This window comes from Sphaerotilus mobilis, assembly GCF_004216565.1.
Lineage (GTDB): Bacteria > Pseudomonadota > Gammaproteobacteria > Burkholderiales > Burkholderiaceae_C > Sphaerotilus > Sphaerotilus mobilis.
In genome coordinates this window covers 242,927-263,794 of record NZ_SGWV01000010.1, presented here as the reverse complement: position 1 = coordinate 263,794, position 20,868 = coordinate 242,927, and the positions used below count along the sequence as shown (strand labels likewise).

The window sequence follows — 20,868 nt, the reverse complement described above, 5'->3', positions numbered from 1 at the left end:
TCTCGCGTGGCCCCCTTGAGGGGGAGCGGCGTCAGCCGCTCCGGGGGTGGGTCAGCTTTGGCAGTCCGCAGGGGTGCGGCGGTCGAGCTTCTTCTCGGCGGCGTACTTGTTGGCGGCGTCCCTGACCATCGGCTTCAGGATGGACTCGTCAGCCTGGTACCAGTCCGACGAGAAGTTCCACTTCGAGCCGTCCCAGGTGTGCAGACGCGCCCAGGCAGCGCCCATGTGGTCGTTGCACGAGGTCGAGACCGGGCGCATCACGCCGGCGAAGCCCAGCGCATCGAGCTTCTTCTGGTCAAGCGCCAGGTTCTCGTAGCCCCAGCGGGCTTGTTCGCCGGTCATGACCTTGCCCTTGCCGTACTTCTCCTGGGCCCGCTTGACGCCTTCAACGGCCAGCATGGCCGCGCTCAGGCCGCGCATGTAGAGCACCTGTCCGACCTCGTCCTTCGGCCCGGTGCCTTGGCCCTTGTCGTGGACCAGCTTGAGGACGTCCTTGACGACGGCGGAGTTCTGCTCGGCGCCGTGCTGCAGGGCCAGGGCGTTGTAGCCCTTGGCGGCATCGCCGACGTCCTTGACGTCCGGCTCGGCGCCGGCCCACCACACGCCGTACATCTTGTCGCGCGGATAGCCGGTGGCCACGGCTTCCTTCAGCGCGGTGGAGTTCATCACGCCCCAGCCCCACAGGAAGACATAGTCGGGACGGTTCTGGCGGATCTGCAGCCAGGCCGCCTTCTGTTCCACACCGGGGTGCGTCACGGGGATGGAGAGCAGGTCGAAGCCGTGCATCTTGCTGCGCTCGGTCAGCAGCGGAATCGGCTCCTTGCCGTACGGGCTGTCGTGATAGACCAGCGCGATCTTCTTGCCACGCAGCTTGTCGAAGCCGCCTTCCTTCTTGGCGATGTGCTGGACCAGCACATCGGCGGCGACCCAGTAGGTGCCCACCAGCGGGAAGTTCCACTTGAACACGCCACCATCAGCCGACTCGCTGCGGCCGTAGCCGGAGGTGATCAGCGGGATCTTGTCGGCCGGCGCCTTCTCGGTCAGCGCGAAGGTGATGCCGGTGGACAGCGGCTGGAACACCGTCGCGCCACGGCCCTTCAGGCGCTCGTAGCACTCGACGCCCTTGTCGGTGGCGTAGCCGGTCTCGCATTCCTCGAAGCTGACCTTGACGCCGTTGATGCCGCCCTTGGCATTGACCAGCTTGAGGTAGTCGACATAGCCGTTGGCGAAGGGCACACCGTTCGGGGCGTAGGCACCCGTGCGGTAGACCAGCACCGGAAAGAACTGTTCCTTGGCCTGGGCCTGGACCGCCGTGGCGGTCAACAGGCTGGTCACGGTGCTGGCGGTCAGGGCCGCGACAAGGGCGAGGGACTTCAGTTTCATGGTCGTCTCCTGGGTTGAGTCAGAGGTCTTCATCAAGCGGACGCCGCGGGGAGCCGGCTTTGCCGGGCCGCTGGCGGCGTCCCCTTGAGGGGGAGCGCCGCAGGCGCTATGGGGGTGGGCAACATCAATGCGGGAATGGCCACAGGCGCAGCTTCTCCTTGCCAATCGACCACAGGCGGGCCAGACCATGCGGTTCGACGATCAGGAAGAAGACGATCAGCGCACCAAAGATCATGAAGGTCATGTGCGATGCGGTGGCGGTCGACAGGCCGACGGCCACGGTCAGGTTGTCCAGCGCGATCGGCAGCACGACGATGAAGGCCGCGCCGAAGAAGCTGCCCATGATCGAGCCCAGCCCGCCGATGATGACCATGAACAGCAGCTGGAACGACCGGTCGATCGAGAAGGCCGCCGGCTCCCACGAGCCCAGGTGCACAAAGCCCCACAGCGCGCCGGCCACGCCGACGATGAAGCTCGACACCGCAAAGGCGGTCAGCTTGGCGTAGACCGGCCGGATGCCGATGACGGCGGCGGCAACGTCCATGTCGCGCATGGCCATCCACTCGCGGCCGATGTTGCTGCGCACCAGGTTCTTGGCCAGCACGCCGAAGACACACAGGAAGGCCAGGCAGAACAGGTACTTCTGCACCGGCGTCTCGATCGGCAGGCCCAGCACTTTCAAGCCGGCCACGCTGACCGAGCCCGAGGACGAGTCGTTGGTGAACCACTTGATGCGCAGGAAGGCCCAGTCGACGAAGAACTGCGCCGCCAGCGTCGCCACGGCGAGGTAGAGGCCCTTGATGCGCAGCGACGGGATGCCAAACAGCACGCCGACGCCGGTGGCGCAGACGCCGCCCATCAGCAGCGAGCCGATCAGCGGCATGCCCTCGATGCGCACCGCGAAGTTGTAGGCCGCATAGGCGCCCACCGCCATGAAGGCGCCGGTGCCCAGCGAGATCTGGCCGCAGTAGCCCACCAGGATGTTCAGCCCCAGGGCGGCCAGCGACAGGATCAGGAAGGGGATCAGCACCGCACGGAACAGGTATTCCGGGGCGACCATCGGCACGACGATCACGGCAAAGGCGAGCAGCAGGCCGATGGCGATGCGGTCCTGCCGGATCGGGAAGATCTGCTGGTCGGCCGGGTAGGTCGTTTTGAACTGGCCGTTCTCACGATAAATCATGCCCCCACGCTCCCTTTGGTCGCTGCCCCCCGAGGGGGCGTCCCGCAGCGGACCGGCCGAGCCGGATCCGCGCGGGTTGATTGGTTGAAGAAAAACATCGGTGGACTGCTCACACTCTGTCGATGATCTTTTCGCCGAACAGTCCCTGTGGGCGCACCAGCAGGAAGATCAGCGCGAGCACGTAGGCGAACCAGATCTCGATGCCGCCGCCGACCATCGGGCCGATGTAGACCTCGCTGAGCTTCTCGCCCACGCCGATGATCAGCCCGCCGATGATGGCGCCGGGCACGCTGGTCAGACCGCCGAGGATGACCACCGGCAGGGCTTTCAGGGCGACCAGCGACAGCGAGAACTGCACGCCCAGCTTGCTGCCCCAGATGATCCCGGCGACCAGCGCGACGAAACCCGCGACCGACCAGACGATGACCCAGATGCGGTTGAGCGGGATGCCGATCGATTGCGCCGCCTGGTGGTCATCGGCCACCGCCCGCAGCGCACGGCCGGTGGCCGTCTTCTGGAAGAACAGGCTGAGCGCCGCAACCAGTGCCGCCGCGATCAGGGCCGCGTAGAGGTCTTCCTGACTGATCAGGATGCCACCCTGGAAGGTCTGCTCGAACAGGAAGATCGGGTCCTTGGGCAGGCCGACGTCGATCTTGTAGATGTCGCTGCCGAAGACGGTCTGGCCGAAGCCATCGAGGAAATAGGTGATGCCCAGCGTGGCCATCAGCAGCGTGATGCCTTCTTGGTTGACCAGCTTGCCCAGCACCAGCCGTTCGATCACCCAGGCCACCGCGATCATCGCCACCATCGCCAGCACGAAGCCGATCAGGTTGGCGAGGATCTTGTGATCGAAGCCCATCAGCTTGGGCGCCCACTCCGAGAAGCGCGCCATGGCCAGGGCCGCGAACAGCACCATCGCGCCCTGCGCGAAGTTGAAGACGCCGCTGGCCTTGAAGATCAGCACGAAGCCGAGTGCGATCAGCGAATACAGCATGCCCGCCATCAGGCCGCCGAAGAGCGTTTCGAGGAAGAAACCCATCTTGTTGCTCCTGGCTCAGTGGCTGGTGCCGAGGTACGCCGAGATGACGTCCTCGTTGTTGCGGACTTCCTCGGGCGTGCCGTCACCGATCTTCTTGCCGTAGTCCAGCACGACGACGCGGTCGGAGATGTCCATCACCACGCCCATGTCGTGCTCGATCAGCACGATGGTGGTGCCGAACTCGTCGTTGACGTCGAGGATGAAGCGACACATGTCCTGCTTCTCCTCCACGTTCATGCCGGCCATCGGCTCGTCGAGCAGCAGCACCTGCGGCTCCATCGCCAGCGCGCGGCCCAGGTCGACGCGCTTTTGCAGGCCATAGGGCAGGCGACCGACGGGGGTCTTGCGATAGGCCTGGATCTCCAGGAAGTCGATGATCTGTTCGACGTGAGCCCGATGCTCGGCCTCTTCGCGGCGCGCCGGGCCGAGGTGGAAGGCCTGCTGGAACAGGTTGGTCCGCATCTTCAGGTTGCGGCCGGTCATGATGTTGTCGATCACGCTCATGCCCTTGAACAGGGCCAGGTTCTGGAAGGTGCGGGCGACGCCCATCTCCGCGACCTGACGCGAGTTCATGTGGCTGAAGGTCTGGCCCCGGAAGGTGATCTGGCCTTCCTGCGGCGTGTAGACGCCGTTGATGCAGTTGAGCATCGAGCTCTTGCCGGCGCCGTTCGGGCCGATGATGGCGCGCACCTCATGCTCGCGGACGTTGAAGCTGATGTCGGTCAGCGCCTTGACGCCACCGAAGCGCAGGCTGATGTTGCGCACGTCGAGGATGACCTCGCCGATGACCTTGGAGCCGCTGACGGCGAGGGGGTTCTGTCCGGTCATCACGCGGCCCTCCTGGCGGCCGGGTAGGTCTTTGCATCGGCGATCTTCAGGGTGGCCGAGACGCTGCCGCTGCGGCCGTCTTCGAACTTCACGACCGTCTCGATGTACTGCTCGGACTTGCCGCCATACAGGGCCTCGACCAGCACCTGGTACTTGTCGTTGATGAAGCCGCGCTTGACCTTGCGGGTGCGCGTCATCTCGCCGTCGTCGGCATCGAGTTCCTTGTGCAGCACGAGGAAACGGCTGATCTGGCTGCCGGCGAGCTTGTCGTCTTGCGCCAGATCGGCGTTGACCTGCTCGACGCACTGGCGGATCAGCTCATAGACCTCGGGCTTCTGCGCCAGGTCGGCATAGCCGGCATAGGGCAGGTTGCGTTTCTCGGCCCAGTTGCCGACCGCCTCGACATCGATGTTGACGAAGGCGCAGACCTTCTCGCGGCCATCGCCGAAGGCGACCGCCTCCTTGATGTAGGGGAAGAACTTCAGCTTGTTCTCGACGTACTTGGGCGCGAACAGCGCGCCGTCGTTCGGGCCGCCACCGTCCTTGGCCAGGAGCCGGCCGACGTCCTTGACGCGGTCGATGATCTTCAGGTGGCCGTGCGCATCGATGAAGCCGGCGTCGCTGGTGTGGTACCAGCCGTCCGCGCCCAGCACCTCGGCGGTTGCGGCCGGGTTCTTGTAGTACTCCTTGAGCAGGCCGCCGCTCTTGACCAGGATCTCGCCGTTGTCGGCCAGCTTGATCTGCACGCCCTCGATGGGCACGCCGACCGTGTCGGCACGGGCCTCGTGGTCGGGCTGCAGGCAGACGAACACGGCGGTCTCGGTCGATCCGTAGAGCTGCTTGAGGTTGATGCCGATCGAGCGGTAGAAGGTGAACAGGTCAGGCCCGATCGCCTCGCCGGCCGTGTAGGCCACGCGCACCCGGCTGAAGCCCAGCGTGTTGCGCAATGGGCCGTAGACCAGCAGGTCGCCGAGCCGGTAGTTCAGGCGGTCCAGCGCGCTGACGCTCTTGCCGTCCATCAGCGCCGGACCGACGCGGCGGGCCAGCGCCATGTAGTGATGGAACAGGCCGCGCTTGATCGCGCTGGCGTCCTCCATGCGGATCATCACGCTGGTCAGCAGGCCCTCGAACACACGCGGCGGGGCGAAGTAGTAGGTCGGGCCGATCTCCTTGAGGTCGATCGTCACCGTCGCGCCCGACTCCGGGCAGTTGACGACATAGCCGCAGACCAGCCACTGCGCGTAGCTGAAGCAGTTCTGGCCGATCCAGGCCGGCGGCAGGTAGGCCAGCACCTCTTCGGCACTGCTCAGCTTGTCGAAACGGGCACCCGCGCCGGCGCGGTCGATCAGCGAGGCGTGCGTGTGCACGACGCCCTTGGGGTTGCCGGTCGTGCCCGAGGTGAAGAACATCGCCGCGACGTCGGCCGTGCGGGTCTTGTCGATCGCGGCTTCCAGGAAGCCGGGGTGGCTCTTGGCGTGAGCCTGTCCGGCTGCGACGAGGTTGTCGAGCGAATCGAGCCCGGGCTCGTCGTACTTGCGCAGGCCGCGCGGGTCGTCGAACCAGATACGGGTCAGCGCGGGGCACTGCTCGCGCACCTCCAGCATCTTGTCGACCTGCTCTTGGTCTTCCACCACCGCGAACGCCACTTCCGCATTCGTGACCGGGAAGACGAACTCGGCGGCCACCGCGTCCTGATAGAGCGGCACGGGGATGGCGCCGATGGCCTGCGCCGCCAGCATCGTGGCGTACAGGCGCGGCCGGTTGTCGCCCACCACGATGATGTGCTGGCCGGACTGAAGGCCAGCCTCGGCCAGGCCACTGGCCAGCGCACGGACCTGTTCGGACAGGTGCAGCCAGGTCCAGGTCTGCCAGATGCCGTATTCCTTCTCGCGCAACGCGGGCGCATCGGGGCGCTGCTTCGCATGCGCCAGCAACAGGCGCGGGAACGTGTCGGTCACCACGAATCTCCTCGGGGTCGGCGGGCCCGGACGGGGCACGCAGCGATGTGGAACGAGGCGGATCCTAGGCCTGTGTTTGACGCCAAGTTGTCAGCCCGACGACAATTTGCGGGACATCCCTGGGCAGGACTTTCCCGGGGCGGTCATGTCAGCGTCTCGACAGACAACATCAGGAGCGCCGCGATGAGCGACCCCGCCAGCGACCCTGCCACCGACCCTGCCACCGACAGCGACGCCGCCTCCGCGCCCCACGTTCGAACGCCCTTGCGCCAGCGCGCCCGTGCCGCCTTGCCGGCCGAGCTGGACATGGTCCCGTGGCTGCCCCTGCTGTCGTCGGGCGAACGTGTGCGGGTGGTCGCCGACCTGCAGGTGGCCGACGCGGCGGTCGGCGACTACGTCTGCAAGATCGGCCGCCCGGCGGGCTTCTGGTTCGGCGTGGTCGACGGCCTGCTGAAGATGAGCAACGACAGCTCGCAGGGTGCCTCCATCACCTTCACCGGCGTGCCGCCCGGCGCCTGGTTCGGCGAGGGCACGCTGCTCAAGCGCGAGGTCTACCGCTACAACATCGAGGCCCTGCGCGCGAGCACCGTGGCCGGCCTGCCGGTGTCGACCTTCGAGTGGCTGCTGGGTCGCAGCATCGGCTTCAACCGCTACGTGATGAACCAGCTCAACGAGCGCCTCGGCCAGTTCATCGCCGCCCGCGAGATCGACCGGCTCAACGACCCCGACAGCAAGGTCGCCCGCAGCCTGGCCGCGCTGTTTCACCCGGTTCTCTACCCCGGCGTCGGCGAGGTCCTGCGCATCACGCAGCAGGAACTGGCCTACCTCATCGGCCTGTCTCGCCAACGGGTCAACGAGGCCCTGCGCTCGCTGCAGCAGCAAGGCCTGATCCGCATCGAATACGGCGGCGTGCGGGTGCTGGACCTGGCCGGCTTGCGGCGTGTGGTGGGCCGCGCCGTCGAGCGCTGACCGCTGCGGCGCTTCAGGCCGCCAGCGTCTGGCTTTGAAGGTGCATGTCGATGTGCACGTCCTCGAAGGGGCAGGCCACGCCGCCGTTCTCGTCGCGTTCGACCAAGCCCAGTTCGGTCAGGGTTTGCACGTCCTCATGCACCCGCTTCACGTCGCGCCCGACACGTCGCGCCAGCTCGCGAACCGACACGGTGCCCTGACCCTTGAGGGCCACGACCAGCAGCCACCGCCGTTCCGTCAGCCTGCCAAAGAAGGCGGCCGGGCTTTCGAAGTTCAGGACCTCGCCTTGGTATCCCGCAGCGGCAGCTTTGCGCGCACTGGCTCGCAGGCTGGCGCGCCAGTCAGGGTTGAGCGTGATGGTGAGGGTGCGCGGGGTCGTGTTCTTCATGTGGCACTCCGGGCCGCGTCGACGGCGGCAATGAAGTCTTCGACCAACTGGTCAACGCTGGTGAAGTTGTAGGGCAATTCCTGGTCGCCCGCGTGCTGGTGATCGCCCTTGCCTCGCTCGTTGTCGAAGCCGACCAGCCGTTGACCGGCCACGGCATAAACGGCCCGGTACTTGTATCCGTGCTCGGTCGGCGGCACCGGCTCGGGCACTCGCCAGACGACGAGTTCCATCACGCCACCGTCATCCATAACCGTCTTGAAGCGGGTGATGAGCTCGGCCTTCATGTTGGCAATCATGCCAACACCCGAACGGCCAAGCAAGCCGTCGACTCCCCTAGTTCATGAACCCGATCGATGGCCGCTTGCCCGCGCTGCTGTCGGGCAGGTCGGCGGGCAGGATTTGTTCGCGGCGGGCGAGCTTGGCGTTGCCGAAGGCGGTCATCCAGGCGCGCCGCATCTCGCGCGGGGCGAGTTCGGAGAGGGCATCGAGCACGTCGTCGGACGGCGTCTCGTCGAAGCGGCGGCCCCAGTCGTGGCTGGCGCGGATGCCCTGGTAGAGGCGCAGTGCGATGCGGCGCGCGGCGTCGCGGTCGGGCATCTGGACCTCGTAGACGTTCATCCGGTTGAGGATGGGCTCGGGGATGGCGCGCTCGTCGTTGGCGGTGGCCACCCAGATGACCTGGCTGGCGTCGATCGGGACCTCGGCGAACTCGTCGATGAAGGTGTGCGCGGTGTCGTGTTCGAGCAGGCCGTAGAGCGCGCCCAGCGGGTCGTAGGCATGTTCGCCGCCGGCCTTGTCGATCTCGTCGACCACCATCACCGGGTTGGCGTAGGAGCCGTCGACCAGGGTCTCGAAGACCTTGCCTGGCCGCGCGCCCTTCCACTGCGAACTCGCGCCCGACAGCACCCAGCCGGCGGTCAGCGAGCTCATCGAGATGAAGCCCATGCCGGTGCCCAGCAGCTGGGCGATCTCGCGGGCGAAGTGGGTCTTGCCGACGCCGGGCGGGCCGAGCAGCAGCATCGGCGTGATCTCCAGCGCGTCGCGGCTGTCCTCGCACAGCGCGAGCTGGCGGCGCACGTCGTCGAGCACCTCATGGAAGTTGGGCAGCGTGTCGTAGAGGTGCGCCATCGCCGGCAACGACGAGGGCTTGACCTGGAAGCGCTCCGGCCCCTTTTCGAGCATGCGCTCGTAGGTTGCGCGCAGGTTCTCGTGTTCCTTCTGCGGCAGCTTGGTCAGCCGTTTCTCGACCTCGTCGAGGCGGTAGACATGCCGCATCTGCGCGATCGGGATCGCCGTGGCGCAGGCCGGAACCAGGTCGGTGGACGAGGACGGGTTCATGGGGACCTCCAGGTCGGGAGACGGTCATCTCATTGCAGCAAAGCATGCAACAGGCATGGCCCGGATGTCACCCCGGAAGGCCCCTCAATCCGGAGGTTGGCCTGCAGGTCGGACGCCGGACATGTGAAGGATTCGCAATGCGCGTGCCGTTGTCTGGCACCGCAGCGCGGCATCGACAAGGTCTGGACGTGATTCCGTCACGGCGTGACACTGCGCCACGCCGGCGCGACCGGTGATCGATCAGGAGACACGATGGCCACGAAGAAGACCCCGTCCCCGAAGCCGGCCGTGAAGCCGGCCGTGAAGGCGGTCAAGACCGCACAAGTCACCACCAAGACCGCCAAGGTCTCTACCAAGACCACAAAGGTCGCCACCAAGTCCAACAAGACCACCAAGGCCGCCAAGCCGGTGAAGGCCGCCAAGGCCGCCAAGCCCGCCGCGCGCGAGCTGGTCGTGCTGGTGGGCACCCGCAAGGGCGCGTGGATCCTGCGTGGCGACGCCAAGCGCAAGACCTGGGCGCTGGAAGGCCCGCACTTCCATGGCCACGTCATCCAGCATCTGGTGATGGACCCGCGTGACGGCCGCACCTTGTTGGCCTCGGCCAAGACCGGCCACCTGGGCCCGACCATCTTCCGCTCGACCGACTTCGGCCGGACGTGGACCGAGGCCGAGCGCCCGCCGGCCTTCGACAAAGCCCCCGAAGGCGAGGTCGGCCGCAGCGTCGACCACACCTTCCACCTCGTGCCCGGTCCGGACGACGAGCCCGGCAGCTGGTATGCCGGCACCTCGCCGCAGGGCCTGTTCCGCAGCGACGACGGGGGCAAGACCTGGCGTGGCCTGCCCGGCGTCAACGACAACCTGACGATGCGGCCGTGGATGGGCACGGTGCAGGACGGCACGCCCGATGGCCCCAAGCTGCACTCCATCCTGATCGACCCGCGCGACCGCAAGCACCTCTACTTCGGCATGTCCGGCGGCGGCTTCCACGAGTCGACCGATGGCGGCCAGACGTGGCAGCCGCTGCTCGACGGCATGCAGGTCGTGGGCGGCTTCGACGACAAGGAGCCGACCTTCCACGACCCGCATTGCGTGCGCCTCTCGCCCGGCAACCCGGACCGCCTCTGGCAGCAGAACCACTGCGGCATCTACCGCCTGGACCGGCCCGGCACGACGTGGCAGCGGGTGGGCATGAAGATGCCCAAGAAGGTCGGCGACATCGGCTTCCCGATCGTGGTGCATCCGCTCGACGACGACACCGCCTGGGTCTTCCCGATGGACGGCACCGACGTCTGGCCACGCACCGCCCCGCAGGGCAAGCCGGCCGCCTACGTCACCCGCAACGGCGGTCGCACGTGGCAGCGCCAGGACCAGGGCTTCCCGCCCGAACAGGCCTGGTGGACGATCAAGCGCCAGGCCATGACCCGCGACGACTGCAAGCGCGTGGGCCTCTACGTGGGCAACACCCAAGGCGAACTCTGGGCCAGCGCCGACGAGGGCGAGAGCTGGCGCTGCATCGCCCGGCATCTGCCCGAGATCTATTCCGTGGAAACAGGCTGGAAGGCCTGACATGAAGGTCCTGATCCCCTCGTCGCTGCTGTCCTACACACGCCAAATGTGGGTCGACGCGGAAGGTGCGACGCTCGACGCGCTGCTGCGCGACCTCGACCGCCAGTACCCCGGCCTGCGCTTTCGCATGGTCGACGAGCAGGACCGGCTGCGGCCCCACATGCGCGTGTTCATCGAGGCCAAGCCCGTCCACGACCTCAGCCGCGCGCTCGATCCCGCGGTCCCGGTGCACATCGTGCAGGCCCTGAGCGGCGGTTAGCCCACCCCGCAAGACGCCCGCATCCCCTCGGGCGATCGCCGGGCGTACCCGCCCAGCGAGGGGTAAACATGCCCCCCCGGGCCGAGCGCCGGGCCGCCCCAAACCGGCCCGGATCCCCTCGGGGGATCGACGGGCGTACCGCCCAGCGAGGGGCAAACATCCCTCCTCCGGGCCGAGCGCCGGGCCGCCCCAAGCCGGCCCGGATCCCCTCGGGGGATCGACGGGCGTACTCGCCCGGCGAGGGGCATACATTCCCCCGGCCCGGATCCCCTCGGGGGATCGACGGGCGTACCCGCCCGGCGAGGGGCACTATTTCACCCAGGTGTTGAGCTGGATGATCGGCAGCAGCACCGCCAGCACGATCAGCATCACCGCCAGGCCCATCACGACGATCAGCAGCGGTTCGAGGATGGTGGCCGTCTGCATCGCGCGGCGCTGGACCTCGTTGCCGAGCTGGGTGGCGGCGCGTTGCAGCATCTGCGGCAGCTCGCCGGTCTGTTCGCCGAGGCGGGCGAACATGGCCAGCAGGCCCGGGAAGCGCTTTTTGGCGGCCAGGGCCGACGCGAGCGGCGCGCCTTCGCGCACCTGCGCCAGGGCGTCCAGCGCATCGGTGCGCATGGCCTCGTTGGACAGCGTCTCGGCCGCCGCCTGCAGCGCCTTCAGGATGGGCACGCCCGCGCCCGCCAGCATCGCCAGCGTGCCGGCGAAGCGGGCGGCGTTGTAGCCGCGGGCGAGCTTGCCCAGGAGCGGCAGGGTCAGGAAGGCGGCATCGAGGCGTTCACGGGTGGCCGCGTTGCGGCGCATCACGCTCAACAGGCCGACCGCGCCGCCGACCAGCAAGAGCAGCAGCCAGCCCCAGTTGCGCAAGAAGCCGCTGATGCCCAGCATGGCGCTGGTCAGCCAGGGCAGCGCACGCTTGCCGCCGACAAAGACCTGGGCGACCTGCGGCACGACATAGGTCACCAGGAAGACCACGATGACCAAGGCGACCAGCGAGACGATGGCCGGGTAGAGGGCGGCGCCGATCAGCTTGGCCTTGAGGGCCTGACGCTCCTCCAGGTCATCGGCCAGCTTCTCCAGCACCAGACCGAGTTGGCCGGTCTGTTCGCCGGCCGCGACGACGGCGCGGTAGATGTCGTCGAACTCGCGCGGTGCGGTGGCCAGTGCGCGGGCGAAGGTCGAACCGGCGTTGACCTCGGCGCGCAGGTGGGCCAGCAGCTCGGCCTGACGCGGCTCCTCGGCCTCGTCGGCCAGGGCGGTCAGGGCCCGTTCGAGCGGTAGGCTGGCGGCGACCAGGCCTGCAAGCTGGCGGGTCCAGATTGCCAGCGTGGTCGAGGTGAAGACCCGCTTGCCGCCGAGCTTTGCACCGCCCTGGGCGCCACTGCCTTCCTGCCCGGCGACAGGCTGCACGTCCATCGGCACCAGCGCGCGGGCGCGCAGCATCGAACGCACCGCTTTTGCGTTGTCGCCGTCCAGCAGGCCGGTCTGGGTCTTGCCGTTGGCGTCGAGGGCTTCAAAGCGGTAGGCGGGCATCGCTCAGTTCAATCCAACGAAACAGCACACCCAACACAGGGGCCGCGCCCCGGCGGGGCGAGGGTCGAAGACACACGCTGGGGAGTCGTCATTCCCGGGTCACACGCAGCAACTCTTCGCTCGACGTGATCCCGGCCTCGACCAGCCGCATGCCGTCTTCGCGCATCGTCTTCATGCCGCCCTGTTCGGCGGCGACGAAGAGCTGCGATTCGGCCGCCCGGTTGTGGACCAGCGCGCGGATCTTCTCGTCGGCCACCATCAGCTCGTAGATGCCGCAGCGGCCGCGGTAGCCGGTGCGACCGCAGTTGTCGCAGCCGACCGGGTGCCAGCGGCCGCGCTCGTCCTGACGCTTGCAGTCGCTGCACAGCTTGCGCACCAGGCGCTGGGCCAGCACGCCGATCAGGCTGGAGCTGAGCAGGAAGGGCTCGATGCCCATGTCGGTCAGGCGGGTGACGGCACTCGGCGCGTCGTTGGTGTGCAGCGTGGCGAGCACCAGGTGGCCGGTCAGCGAGGCCTGCACCGCGATCTGCGCGGTCTCGTGGTCGCGGATCTCGCCGATCATGATGACGTCCGGGTCCTGCCGCAGGATGGCGCGCAGGGCCTTGGCGAAGGTCAGGTCGATGCGGGCATTGACCTGGGTCTGGCCGATGCCGGGCAGCTCGTATTCGACCGGGTCCTCGACGGTCAGCACATTGGTCGTGCTGGTGTCCACCTCGGCCAGACCGGCATAGAGCGTGGTGGTCTTGCCCGAGCCGGTCGGGCCGGTCACCAGCACGATGCCGTGCGGCTGGGCGATCAGGCGCTGGAAGCGCGCCAGCGTGTCGCCCGCCATGCCCAGGCCGGCGAGCGAGAACTTGGCCTCGCCCTTGTCCAGCAGGCGAAGCACCGCGCGCTCGCCGTGCACGCCCGGCAGGGTCGACACGCGCACGTCGATGGCGCGTCCACCGATGCGCAGCGAGATGCGGCCGTCCTGCGGCAGGCGTTTCTCGGAGATGTCCAGCTCGGCCATGATCTTCAGGCGCGAGATCAGCGCCGCGTGCAGCGCCTTGTTGGGCTGCACCACCTCGCGCAGCGTGCCGTCGACGCGGAAGCGCACCGCGCTGCTGCGTTCGTAGGGCTCGATGTGGATGTCGCTCGCGCCGTCCTTGGCCGCCTGCGTCAGCAGGGCGTTCAGCATGCGGATGATGGGGGCGTCGTTGCTGGCTTCGAGCAGGTCCTCGACGGCAGGCAGGTCCTGCATCATGCGGCTCAGGTCGACGGCGCTCTCGACCTCGCCGACGACCGCCGCCGCGCTCGACTCGCCGCCGGCATAGGCCGCGGCGATGCGGCGGGCGAGCGACTCGGGCGGCTCCAGCTCCAGCGCGTCGATGGCATAGAGCCGCTGGACCTCGGCCAAGGCGCTGCGGTCGACCGCCGCATCGGCCCACAGCACCAGGCGCTGGCCGTCGTCTTCCAGCAGGATGCGCTGGGCCTTGGCCCAGGCATAGGGCAGCGGATGGCGCATGTCGCGGCCCCGCTCAGCGGCCGGTGGCCGGCTGGCCCCAGTCCGGCGTGGTGGCTGCGCCGGGCGTGCCGGGCGCGGGCGCACTGCCGGCCGCACCCGGGCGGCGCAGCTCGGGGATCACGACCGACTCGTCCACCCGGCCAACGGTCGACGGGCGCGGCTGGCCGTTGATCTGCTGGGCCCGGATCGCGTCGTAGCGGTCCAGGGTCAGCGCGTTGGCGTCTTCCTGGGTGCGCATCACGACCGGGCGCAGGAAGACCAGCAGGTTGCTCTTGGTGCGCTTGCGCGACTCGGACTTGAACAGGCCGCCGATCAGCGGGAGGCTGGCCAGGCCGGGCACCTGATCCTCGTTCTCGCCGAAGTCGTCCTTGAGCAGACCGCCGAGCACCATGATCTGGCCGTCGTCGACCACCACGGTGGTCTCGATCGAGCTCTTGTCGGTGGTCGGGCCGGCCGTGCTCGACACCGAGGTCACGGTCGAGTTCTCCTGGAAGATCACCATGCGCACGGTGCCGCTCTCGCCGATCTGCGGCTTGACGCGCAGGGTCAGGCCGACGTCCTTGCGTTCGATGGTCTGGAAGGGGTTGACGTTGCCGCCGGTGCCGGTGCCGGTGTTGGTGAAGGTGCCGGTCACGAAGGGCACGTTCTGGCCGATGACGATCTTGGCCTCCTCGTTGTCCAGCGACACGAGGTTGGGCGTCGACAGGATGTTGGCGCCGGTGTTGGTCTCCAGGAAGCGCGCCAGCGCCCCCAGCGTGTAGACGCCGTTGATGGCCTTGACCAGGCCGACGTTCAGGCCGGTGCCTGGCACGGCCGCGCCGGTCGCGCCGCCCACCGCCAGGTTGATGATGTTGGCGCCACTGCCGGTGGCGGCCGAGAAGTTGGTGCCGGCCACGACGCCGTACTTGTCGCCGTTCTTGCCCAGCAGGGTCTGCCACTGGAAGCCGAACTCGGCCGCCTGGATCGCGTCCATCTTGACGATCATCGACTCGACATAGACCTGCGCGCGGCGGGCGTCGAGCTGGTCGATCACGCCACGCAGCTGGCGGTAGACCGGCTCGGGCGCGCTGATGATCAGCGAGTTGGTCGCCGGGTCGGCCTGGATGAAGCCGCCGGTCGACGGGCTGGCCGACGTCGCCACCGGCGTGGTCGCCTGCGGCGAAGCGGCCGCGTTGCCGCCGGCCGTCGCCAGCGCCTGACCCTGCGCCGGGCTGGCCGCCGACAGGCCCGTGCCGCCGGCTGCGCCGCCGGTCGCCGCGCCGGCACCCGCGCCGTAGGCCGCGCGCAGCACCTGCGCGAGCTTCACGGCATCGGCGTTCTTCAGGTAGACGACGTAGATGTTGCCCGCCGGGCCGCCGGTCGGCGCAGGCCGGTCCAGCTTGTCGATCACCGCGATCACGGCGGCCAGCCGGGCCGCGTTCGGGGCGCGGATCAGCAGCGCGTTGGTGCGCGGATCGGCCAGCACCGAGACGGTCGCCGTGCCCGGTGCGGCACCTGCCGCAGCGCCGCCATCGGCGAAGCGCTGCACGATCGGCGCGAGGTCCGAGGCCAGCGCGTGCTGCAGCGGGAAGACCTCCAGCCCGGTGTGGGCCGGTACGTCCAGCGCCGCGATGATCTTGGCCAGCCGCTGCAGGTTGTCGGCGTAGTCGGTGACCACCAGCGTGTTGTTGCCGGGGTTGGCGTTGATCGTGTTGTTGGGCGTGATCAGCGGGCGCAGCACGGTCACCAGGTTGTTGGCGTTTTCGTGCTGGATGCGGAAGACCTGGGTCAGGATCTGGTCGCCACGACCGACCACCGAGCCGACCGACACCGAGCCGCTCTGCAGCTTGGCTTCGGCCTCGGGCACGACCTTGAGCAGGCCGCCGGACTCGATCACCGCATAGCCCAGGCCGCGCAGCGCGGCGAGGTAGTTGAGGAAGACCTCGCGCTGGGTCAGGTCCTGGTCGCTGTAGAGCCGCATCGTGCCCTTGACGCGCGGGTCGACAACGATCTGGCGCTTGAGGATGGCGGCCAGCGCGCGCGAGATGTCCTCGATCTCGGCATTGGGGAAGTTCAGGCAGTAGCGGTTGGCGGCGCTGGTGCTGCACTTGAAGGGGCCTTCGCCCGCTGCGGCGGCGGGTGCCACGGCGGCGGCGCCAGCGACAGCGGGTGCTGCGGCCGGCGGCTTCTTCGTGGCCTGCGCGGCGGCCAGCGGCAGCAGGGCCGGGGCCAGCTGGGCGCCGGTCAGCAGCGTCGCGCACAGCCAGGTGAGGGGGCGCTTCGTCATGGTCATCCGATCGAGAGCAGGGAGCGGGCGCCGTCGCGCCGTCCGATGATGTTGAGCAGGTTGCTGAGCGCGGCCTCGTCGCCCTGCGCCGCGCTGGCCTCGCCGCGCAGGCGCAGGCCGCTGGCGCTCCAGCTGCCCTGTCCGGACAGCAGCAGGGCACCGTCGAGCGTGCTGAGCACCACCTGGGCGGTGCCGGCCTGGGCCGGGTCGGCGCTGATGGCGATGCGGTAGCTGCCCAGCCGAGGCAGGGTCGCCAGGCGGGACGAAAAGTCGCGCAGCTCCAGGCTGGTCTGGCCGGTCATCGCAAAACGGCCGGCAGCCCATTCGAGCTGCAGGCCTTGTGCGCTCAGGCGCAGCGCGCCGCCGGGCTGGAGGGTGTTCCACGGCGTGCCCAGACCGGCCAACCAGGCGGCGGGCCATTGCGCCAGCCAGGTCAAACCGTCGGCCTCGGCCGGCGCCGGCTGGCCTGATTCGGCCAGGCCCAGCACCTGCACCCGCACGCGGGCCCAGCCCGGCAAGACCCGCAACTGCAGGGTGTTGCGCAGGCAGCAGTCCTGCCGCAGGTTCAGCGCCAGGCCGGCGCCCTCGGCCAGCGACGGGCGCAGGGTCCAGGTCAGACGGCCGGGCAGGGCGCTGGCGTCGCGGCTGCCACTGCCGGCGCCCAGCACCAGCACGGCGTCGCCAGACCAGACCGTGCCGCGCGCATCGGCCAGCTGGACCTGACCGCGGCTGGCCTGCTCGACCGCATCGGCCAGCCAGCGGGCCGGCGCGAAGACGACGGCGGTCAGCAGCGTACCGACCCCCGCGCCCCAGATCGCCCAGCGACGCGGCTGGCGTTCGGCCGCCGCCGCCTGACGCTCGCGCTGGAGCGCGGCCATCCTTCGGCCCGGCGCACCCGCGCCAAAGGCCGACGGCAGGCCGGCCATCGACGGCTCGGTGCGGCGGCGCAGGGAGAAGGCGGGCAGGCGGGCCATGTCGTCGTGGGTGTCGGGTCGGGTCTGGACTGGCGGGTCGTCGGGTGCCGAGCGGCGCTCAGGCCGGTCGGCCCAGCGCCAGCACGACGCTGCCGCCGTAGAGCGTGCCGCTGCGGTTGATCTGCAGTTCGACCACCCGGGCGCGGGCGGCGCTGCGCACCTCCGCCAGCCAGCCGGTCAGGGTGCCCGCATCGATGCCGGTGAGCGTCACGGTGGCGCGCTCGCCGGCCATCTGCAGCCGGGCGTTGGCGCCCAGCCGGGTCACGGCAGCGCGCAGCGCGGCCTCGGCCTGTTCGGGCGACACGGGCGGCAGCGCGCGCAGTTCTTGCGCCTCCTGGGCCAGGCGCTGCATCTCGGCGAGCTGGAGGTCCAGCTCGGCGCGTTGCGTCGGCACGTTGCGCAGGGTGTTGATCGCCGGCTGGACCGCGATCTGCCAGACCAGCAGCAGGCCGACCGCTGCGGCGGCCCAGCCCAGCATGCGGCGCTCGCGCGGCGCCAGCGCCGTCCAGCGCTGCTGCAGCGGGGCGAGGTGCGGTGCCAGGCGTTGCGCCAGGCCGGTGGCGGGACCGGCGGACGGTGGGCGCAGGCGGCCGTTCGGGCGCGCGCTCATCGTGTCGCTCCTTGCGGTGCACGGCTCAGCGTCAGCTGGCTGCCGTTGCCCTCGACGCGCCAGCCCGCAGGCTGGAGCTGGCTGCGCAGCCGCGCGACCTCGTCGTCGCCCAGTTGCGGGGCGGCCAGCGTCAGGCGGGCGTTTTCATAGCGCAGGGTCTGCACGGGCAGCTTGTCCGGCCAGGCACTGGCGACGGCCTGCAGCATCGGTTCGAGGTCGGTGTCGCCGGCCTTGCCCGCCGCTGCACGCAGGCTCTCGTTCTCGCGCCGCATCTGCACCGGCGCGTCCAGGATGGCGCGCACCTGGGGGTGGGCGCTGCGCAGCAGCTGGGTCATGCGGGCCTTGCGTTCGGCCAGTTCGCTGCGCTGCTGCCAGGCCCAGGCGTTCAGGCCGATCAGCTGGACGCCGACCAGACCCGCCAGGCCCCAGCGCACCGGCCGCCAGGCGGGGCTGCGCAGGCGCGTCAGCAGGTCGCGCACGACGGTGGCGCCGCGGTGGCGCGGTGCCAGGCCGTGCTGGCGCAGGTTCCAGCCGGACTGGGCGGCGGCCAGCATCCGTTGTGCCGGCGTGCGCACGGCCACCGGGCGGCCCAGCCAGGCCTCGCTGGCCTGCACCAGCGCCGGGCTGGCGCTGCAGTTCAGGTCGACCGGCAAGGGATCGGGCAACAGCGCCTGGGTCAGCGGGCCGGGCCGGCCAGCGGCCGCGTTCCACGGCCATGCCACCAGACCGTCGGCATGGCTGAGGCTGACCCAGCCCCGCTCATCGGCCGAGGCGGCGCCGTCGAAGCCGGTGTCGTGGCCGTCGGTGGCGAGGCTGACGATGTCGAGCGTGGCGGGCTGGTTGCCGGGCACCTGGGCCGGCACCACCCGGTCGACCGGCCGTCCGGCGGCTTCCAGGCGCGCGATCGCGGCCTTCAGCGCGCTGGCGTCCATCACGGCAACCCAGGCTTCGGCGCCGGGCTGGGCGCCGGGTTCGAGCGCCAGGTGCAGGCCGTCGATGTCCTCCAGCACACGCTCTTCGAGGAGGCCGCGCAGGGCGCCGTCCATGCGGGCGGCGGGCGCGCGTGGCACGGTGATGCGGTGGAAGCTGACATCGCCGGAGGCACAGACCAGCACGGTGCTGGTTGCGGCGGGCAGCAGCGCGCTCGGGGCCCGGCCTTCAGCGCCGATCGCGCGGCCGTCCGGGCTCAGGACATGCAGCCAGCCGTCGGCGGCGGCGGTGCTTTCCGGGGCGCCCGCAGCGGCGCCTGCCAGCAGGCGTGCGCGGGGGGGCAACTGGACGATCAGCACGCTCATCTGGATCTGCAAAAACCGCTTGAAAAGTCGGTTTTGATTGTAGGTGTCGGGCTGCAGAAAACCCGCTGAATCAGGGGCTTGCGCGTCATTGCTGCAGTGCTGTGCGAACTGTTGCCGGGTCGATGCGCAGCGACCGCAGCACCCGCACGTCGCGCGTCTGCGTGTTGCGCTCCAGCAGCGAGCGCTGGCTGACCACCAGCGACTCCAGGCGCATCGTGCCGTCGATCTCGAAGTAGCGGGAATTGACGCCGTGACGTTGTGTGTCCAGACCGGCACCCGGCCCGAGCACCTCACGGGCGTCGTCGATGTTCTGCAGGTGCTTGCGCAGCCGCGACTGGGTCAGGCGCTCGGCACCGGCCAGGTCAACCCCGGGCACCACGGCGGCGATGACCTCGCGCGACGCGGTGTTGAGGTTGACCGGCGTCTGCACCGGCAGCCAGCTCACGTAGGGCGCCAGCCGCTGCACGGTGGCGGCCGGCAGGCCCAGCCAGCCCAGGTCTTCGACGCCGCCGGGCAGCAGCGGCGTGGCGCGCCGTTGCACGTCGCTGGCATTGAGCTCGACGGTGGTGCCGGGCATGGCCTGGCGCAGCGCATCGGCGATCTGGGTGGCCAGCGAAGCCTGCAGGCCCAGCAGTTCGCACAGCCGCTCCAGCGTCTTCAGCTCGACCGGCTGGACCTTGCCCTCGCGCACCAGGTTGCGCAGGTTGTAGCGGCCCTGGGCGTCGCGGATGACGCCCGACAGGTAGGCCTCGGGCGCGCCGCCGCTGCCGTCGTCGGCGTTGTTGTTGCGGTCGGCCGCCAGGAAGGTCGACAGCCGGGCTTCGGCGAGCGGCACCGCCCAGGGCTCGCCGAGGTGGTCGATGTCGCTGGTGCGCTGGTCCTCGCGCAGGATCAGCCGGGCCCAATCAAGCGCGCCGTTGAGGATCCAGCGCGCCTGCGACTGACTGCGCTCGGCCGCCTCGACCTGCACGGCGACCCACTGCTGCCAGACCATGCCGGCGGCCAGCGTCGCGATCAGCGTGACGATGATCATCGCGGTCAGCAGCGCGGCGCCGCGCTGGGCGGACAGGTGCTTCGTGGGTGGCCTCATGGTCATGGATGCACCAACCGGATGTCGCGCCGCAGCGTGCCGGCGTGTGCAGCGCCTTCGCTGAAGCTCAGGATCAGCCGGACGCCGTCGGGCAGCGCCTCGCGCCGGCCGGCGACCGCGCTGGCGTCGACCTTGGGCTTGTCGGCCGCGCCGCTGCCGTCCTGGCCCGCCTCGTCGCCGCTGGACTGGGCGTTGGACCAGGCGTTGCTGCTGGCCAGGAAAACGTGCACCTGCCACGTCCCGACCCGCTCGAACATCGTCAGCGTGCCGGCCTCGTTGCCGAGCAGCTGGTAGCTGCGCAGCCAGGCTTCCTGCAGCGCCTCGGCGTCGCGCAGCGTCGGGCTGGTCCAGCGCTGCAGCCGGCCGCCGCGCAGCGACCAGGCGACCACCTGCACGCCGTCGTCGATGCGGCGCGTCAGCCGCAGCGTCGCGCCGTCGAAATTCAGGCCGGGCACCTGCTGGGTGTCGAAGGACTGGCCGAGATCGGCCTCCCACTGCCCCAGCACCGACTGCAGCCGCAGCAGGCCGTCCATGCGCGCCTGCACGGTCTCGCGGCTGCGCATCACCATGTCGACGCCCTGCCAAGCCATGCCCGCCATCAGCGCCAGGATGAACAGCGAGATCAGCACCTCGATCAAGGTGAAGCCGCGCCGGGCGCGTCGACAAGGGGCGTGTGGTCGCATCG

The 20,868-nt window shown here is 69.5% G+C and carries 19 protein-coding genes; 3 read left to right on the top strand and 16 right to left on the bottom strand.

Translation table 11 applies throughout. The features are described from left to right. Window positions 1–51 precede the first annotated feature (51 nt). From EV685_RS13530 to EV685_RS13510, 5 genes are all read right to left on the bottom strand, one after another. Window positions 52–1,383, bottom strand: coding sequence for an ABC transporter substrate-binding protein (locus EV685_RS13530; RefSeq protein ID WP_130482568.1), 1,332 nt, complete (start codon window positions 1,381–1,383; stop codon window positions 52–54). 124 nt (window positions 1,384–1,507) lie between these two features. Then, window positions 1,508–2,566: a branched-chain amino acid ABC transporter permease gene (locus tag EV685_RS13525; protein ID WP_130482567.1), complete on the bottom strand. Its 1,059-nt coding sequence runs from the start codon at window positions 2,564–2,566 to the stop codon at window positions 1,508–1,510. A 109-nt stretch (window positions 2,567–2,675) separates the two neighbouring features. Beyond that, a complete protein-coding gene (locus EV685_RS13520) occupies window positions 2,676–3,605 on the bottom strand; it encodes a branched-chain amino acid ABC transporter permease (RefSeq protein WP_130482566.1) in 930 nt (309 codons plus the stop codon). Between the two features lie 15 nt (window positions 3,606–3,620). Beyond that, entirely contained in the window at window positions 3,621–4,433 is an 813-nt protein-coding gene (locus EV685_RS13515) for an ABC transporter ATP-binding protein (protein WP_130482565.1), read from the bottom strand. Next, window positions 4,433–6,391 (bottom strand): AMP-dependent synthetase/ligase, encoded by a 1,959-nt coding sequence (locus EV685_RS13510; RefSeq protein ID WP_130482564.1) that lies wholly within the window; start codon window positions 6,389–6,391, stop codon window positions 4,433–4,435. The genes EV685_RS13515 and EV685_RS13510 overlap by 1 nt, the downstream gene beginning before the upstream one ends. 306 nt (window positions 6,392–6,697) lie before the next feature. Between EV685_RS13510 and EV685_RS13505 the strand changes: the two genes are divergently transcribed. Then, window positions 6,698–7,360, top strand: coding sequence for a Crp/Fnr family transcriptional regulator (locus tag EV685_RS13505; protein WP_242615609.1), 663 nt, complete (start codon window positions 6,698–6,700; stop codon window positions 7,358–7,360). 13 nt (window positions 7,361–7,373) lie between these two features. Here EV685_RS13505 and EV685_RS13500 read toward each other — a convergent pair whose 3' ends face one another. The 3 genes from EV685_RS13500 to EV685_RS13490 are packed head-to-tail and all read right to left on the bottom strand — an operon-like array spanning window position 7,374 to window position 9,086. Continuing rightward, entirely contained in the window at window positions 7,374–7,748 is a 375-nt protein-coding gene (locus EV685_RS13500; RefSeq protein ID WP_130482562.1) for an HVO_A0114 family putative DNA-binding protein, read from the bottom strand. Then, a complete protein-coding gene (locus EV685_RS13495; protein ID WP_130482561.1) occupies window positions 7,745–8,032 on the bottom strand; it encodes a toxin-antitoxin system TumE family protein in 288 nt (95 codons plus the stop codon). Before EV685_RS13495 ends, EV685_RS13500 begins: the two co-directional genes overlap by 4 nt. A gap of 49 nt (window positions 8,033–8,081) precedes the next feature. Then, window positions 8,082–9,086, bottom strand: a complete 1,005-nt coding sequence (locus tag EV685_RS13490) for an AAA family ATPase (RefSeq protein ID WP_130482560.1) — start codon at window positions 9,084–9,086, stop codon at window positions 8,082–8,084. Window positions 9,087–9,338: 252 nt separating this feature from the next. On the opposite strand from EV685_RS13490, the gene EV685_RS13485 reads away from it, so the two are divergent. Together EV685_RS13485 and EV685_RS13480 are read left to right on the top strand one after the other, a co-directional pair. Further along, window positions 9,339–10,652, top strand: coding sequence for a glycosyl hydrolase (locus EV685_RS13485; RefSeq protein WP_130482559.1), 1,314 nt, complete (start codon window positions 9,339–9,341; stop codon window positions 10,650–10,652). Window position 10,653: 1 nt separating this feature from the next. Next, window positions 10,654–10,911 carry a MoaD/ThiS family protein gene (locus EV685_RS13480; protein ID WP_130482558.1) on the top strand — a complete coding sequence of 86 codons (258 nt, stop codon included), beginning with the start codon at window positions 10,654–10,656 and terminating at the stop codon, window positions 10,909–10,911. 309 nt (window positions 10,912–11,220) lie between these two features. Here EV685_RS13480 and gspF read toward each other — a convergent pair whose 3' ends face one another. The 8 genes from gspF to EV685_RS13440 form a co-directional block, all read right to left on the bottom strand. Continuing rightward, on the bottom strand, window positions 11,221–12,444 hold the full coding sequence (gspF, locus tag EV685_RS13475) for a type II secretion system inner membrane protein GspF (RefSeq protein ID WP_130482557.1): 1,224 nt from the start codon (window positions 12,442–12,444) through the stop codon (window positions 11,221–11,223). A gap of 88 nt (window positions 12,445–12,532) precedes the next feature. Beyond that, window positions 12,533–13,948 carry a type II secretion system ATPase GspE gene (gene gspE / locus EV685_RS13470; RefSeq protein ID WP_130482556.1) on the bottom strand — a complete coding sequence of 472 codons (1,416 nt, stop codon included), beginning with the start codon at window positions 13,946–13,948 and terminating at the stop codon, window positions 12,533–12,535. A 13-nt stretch (window positions 13,949–13,961) separates the two neighbouring features. Next, the gene (gene gspD, locus EV685_RS13465; protein WP_165396799.1) at window positions 13,962–16,214 is read right to left on the bottom strand and encodes a type II secretion system secretin GspD; all 2,253 of its coding nucleotides are present in this window, start codon (window positions 16,212–16,214) and stop codon (window positions 13,962–13,964) included. 2 nt (window positions 16,215–16,216) lie between these two features. Next, on the bottom strand, window positions 16,217–17,188 hold the full coding sequence (gene gspN, locus EV685_RS13460) for a type II secretion system protein N (RefSeq protein ID WP_130482554.1): 972 nt from the start codon (window positions 17,186–17,188) through the stop codon (window positions 16,217–16,219). Window positions 17,189–17,246: 58 nt separating this feature from the next. Further along, a complete protein-coding gene (gene gspM, locus EV685_RS13455; protein ID WP_130482553.1) occupies window positions 17,247–17,798 on the bottom strand; it encodes a type II secretion system protein GspM in 552 nt (183 codons plus the stop codon). Further along, complete coding sequence (gspL, locus tag EV685_RS13450; protein ID WP_130482552.1) at window positions 17,795–19,093, bottom strand: type II secretion system protein GspL; 1,299 nt, start codon at window positions 19,091–19,093, stop codon at window positions 17,795–17,797. Before gspL ends, gspM begins: the two co-directional genes overlap by 4 nt. 85 nt (window positions 19,094–19,178) lie before the next feature. Next, entirely contained in the window at window positions 19,179–20,183 is a 1,005-nt protein-coding gene (gene gspK, locus EV685_RS13445) for a type II secretion system minor pseudopilin GspK (protein ID WP_242615582.1), read from the bottom strand. A gap of 2 nt (window positions 20,184–20,185) precedes the next feature. After that, window positions 20,186–20,866 (bottom strand): PulJ/GspJ family protein, encoded by a 681-nt coding sequence (locus EV685_RS13440; protein WP_130482551.1) that lies wholly within the window; start codon window positions 20,864–20,866, stop codon window positions 20,186–20,188. Window positions 20,867–20,868 lie beyond the last annotated feature (2 nt).

Coding starts and splice junctions, on each gene's coding strand:
- EV685_RS13530 (WP_130482568.1), bottom strand. CDS start 1,383: ATGAAACTGAAGTCCCTCGCCCTTGTCGCGGCCCTGACCGCCAGCACC.
- EV685_RS13525 (WP_130482567.1), bottom strand. CDS start 2,566: ATGATTTATCGTGAGAACGGCCAGTTCAAAACGACCTACCCGGCCGAC.
- EV685_RS13520 (WP_130482566.1), bottom strand. CDS start 3,605: ATGGGTTTCTTCCTCGAAACGCTCTTCGGCGGCCTGATGGCGGGCATG.
- EV685_RS13515 (WP_130482565.1), bottom strand. CDS start 4,433: ATGACCGGACAGAACCCCCTCGCCGTCAGCGGCTCCAAGGTCATCGGC.
- EV685_RS13505 (WP_242615609.1), top strand. CDS start 6,698: ATGGTCCCGTGGCTGCCCCTGCTGTCGTCGGGCGAACGTGTGCGGGTG.
- EV685_RS13500 (WP_130482562.1), bottom strand. CDS start 7,748: ATGAAGAACACGACCCCGCGCACCCTCACCATCACGCTCAACCCTGAC.
- EV685_RS13495 (WP_130482561.1), bottom strand. CDS start 8,032: ATGAAGGCCGAGCTCATCACCCGCTTCAAGACGGTTATGGATGACGGT.
- EV685_RS13490 (WP_130482560.1), bottom strand. CDS start 9,086: ATGAACCCGTCCTCGTCCACCGACCTGGTTCCGGCCTGCGCCACGGCG.
- EV685_RS13485 (WP_130482559.1), top strand. CDS start 9,339: ATGGCCACGAAGAAGACCCCGTCCCCGAAGCCGGCCGTGAAGCCGGCC.
- EV685_RS13480 (WP_130482558.1), top strand. CDS start 10,654: ATGAAGGTCCTGATCCCCTCGTCGCTGCTGTCCTACACACGCCAAATG.
- gspF (WP_130482557.1), bottom strand. CDS start 12,444: ATGCCCGCCTACCGCTTTGAAGCCCTCGACGCCAACGGCAAGACCCAG.
- gspE (WP_130482556.1), bottom strand. CDS start 13,948: ATGCGCCATCCGCTGCCCTATGCCTGGGCCAAGGCCCAGCGCATCCTG.
- gspD (WP_165396799.1), bottom strand. CDS start 16,214: ATGACGAAGCGCCCCCTCACCTGGCTGTGCGCGACGCTGCTGACCGGC.
- gspN (WP_130482554.1), bottom strand. CDS start 17,188: ATGGCCCGCCTGCCCGCCTTCTCCCTGCGCCGCCGCACCGAGCCGTCG.
- gspM (WP_130482553.1), bottom strand. CDS start 17,798: ATGAGCGCGCGCCCGAACGGCCGCCTGCGCCCACCGTCCGCCGGTCCC.
- gspL (WP_130482552.1), bottom strand. CDS start 19,093: ATGAGCGTGCTGATCGTCCAGTTGCCCCCCCGCGCACGCCTGCTGGCA.
- gspK (WP_242615582.1), bottom strand. CDS start 20,183: ATGAGGCCACCCACGAAGCACCTGTCCGCCCAGCGCGGCGCCGCGCTG.
- EV685_RS13440 (WP_130482551.1), bottom strand. CDS start 20,866: ATGCGACCACACGCCCCTTGTCGACGCGCCCGGCGCGGCTTCACCTTG.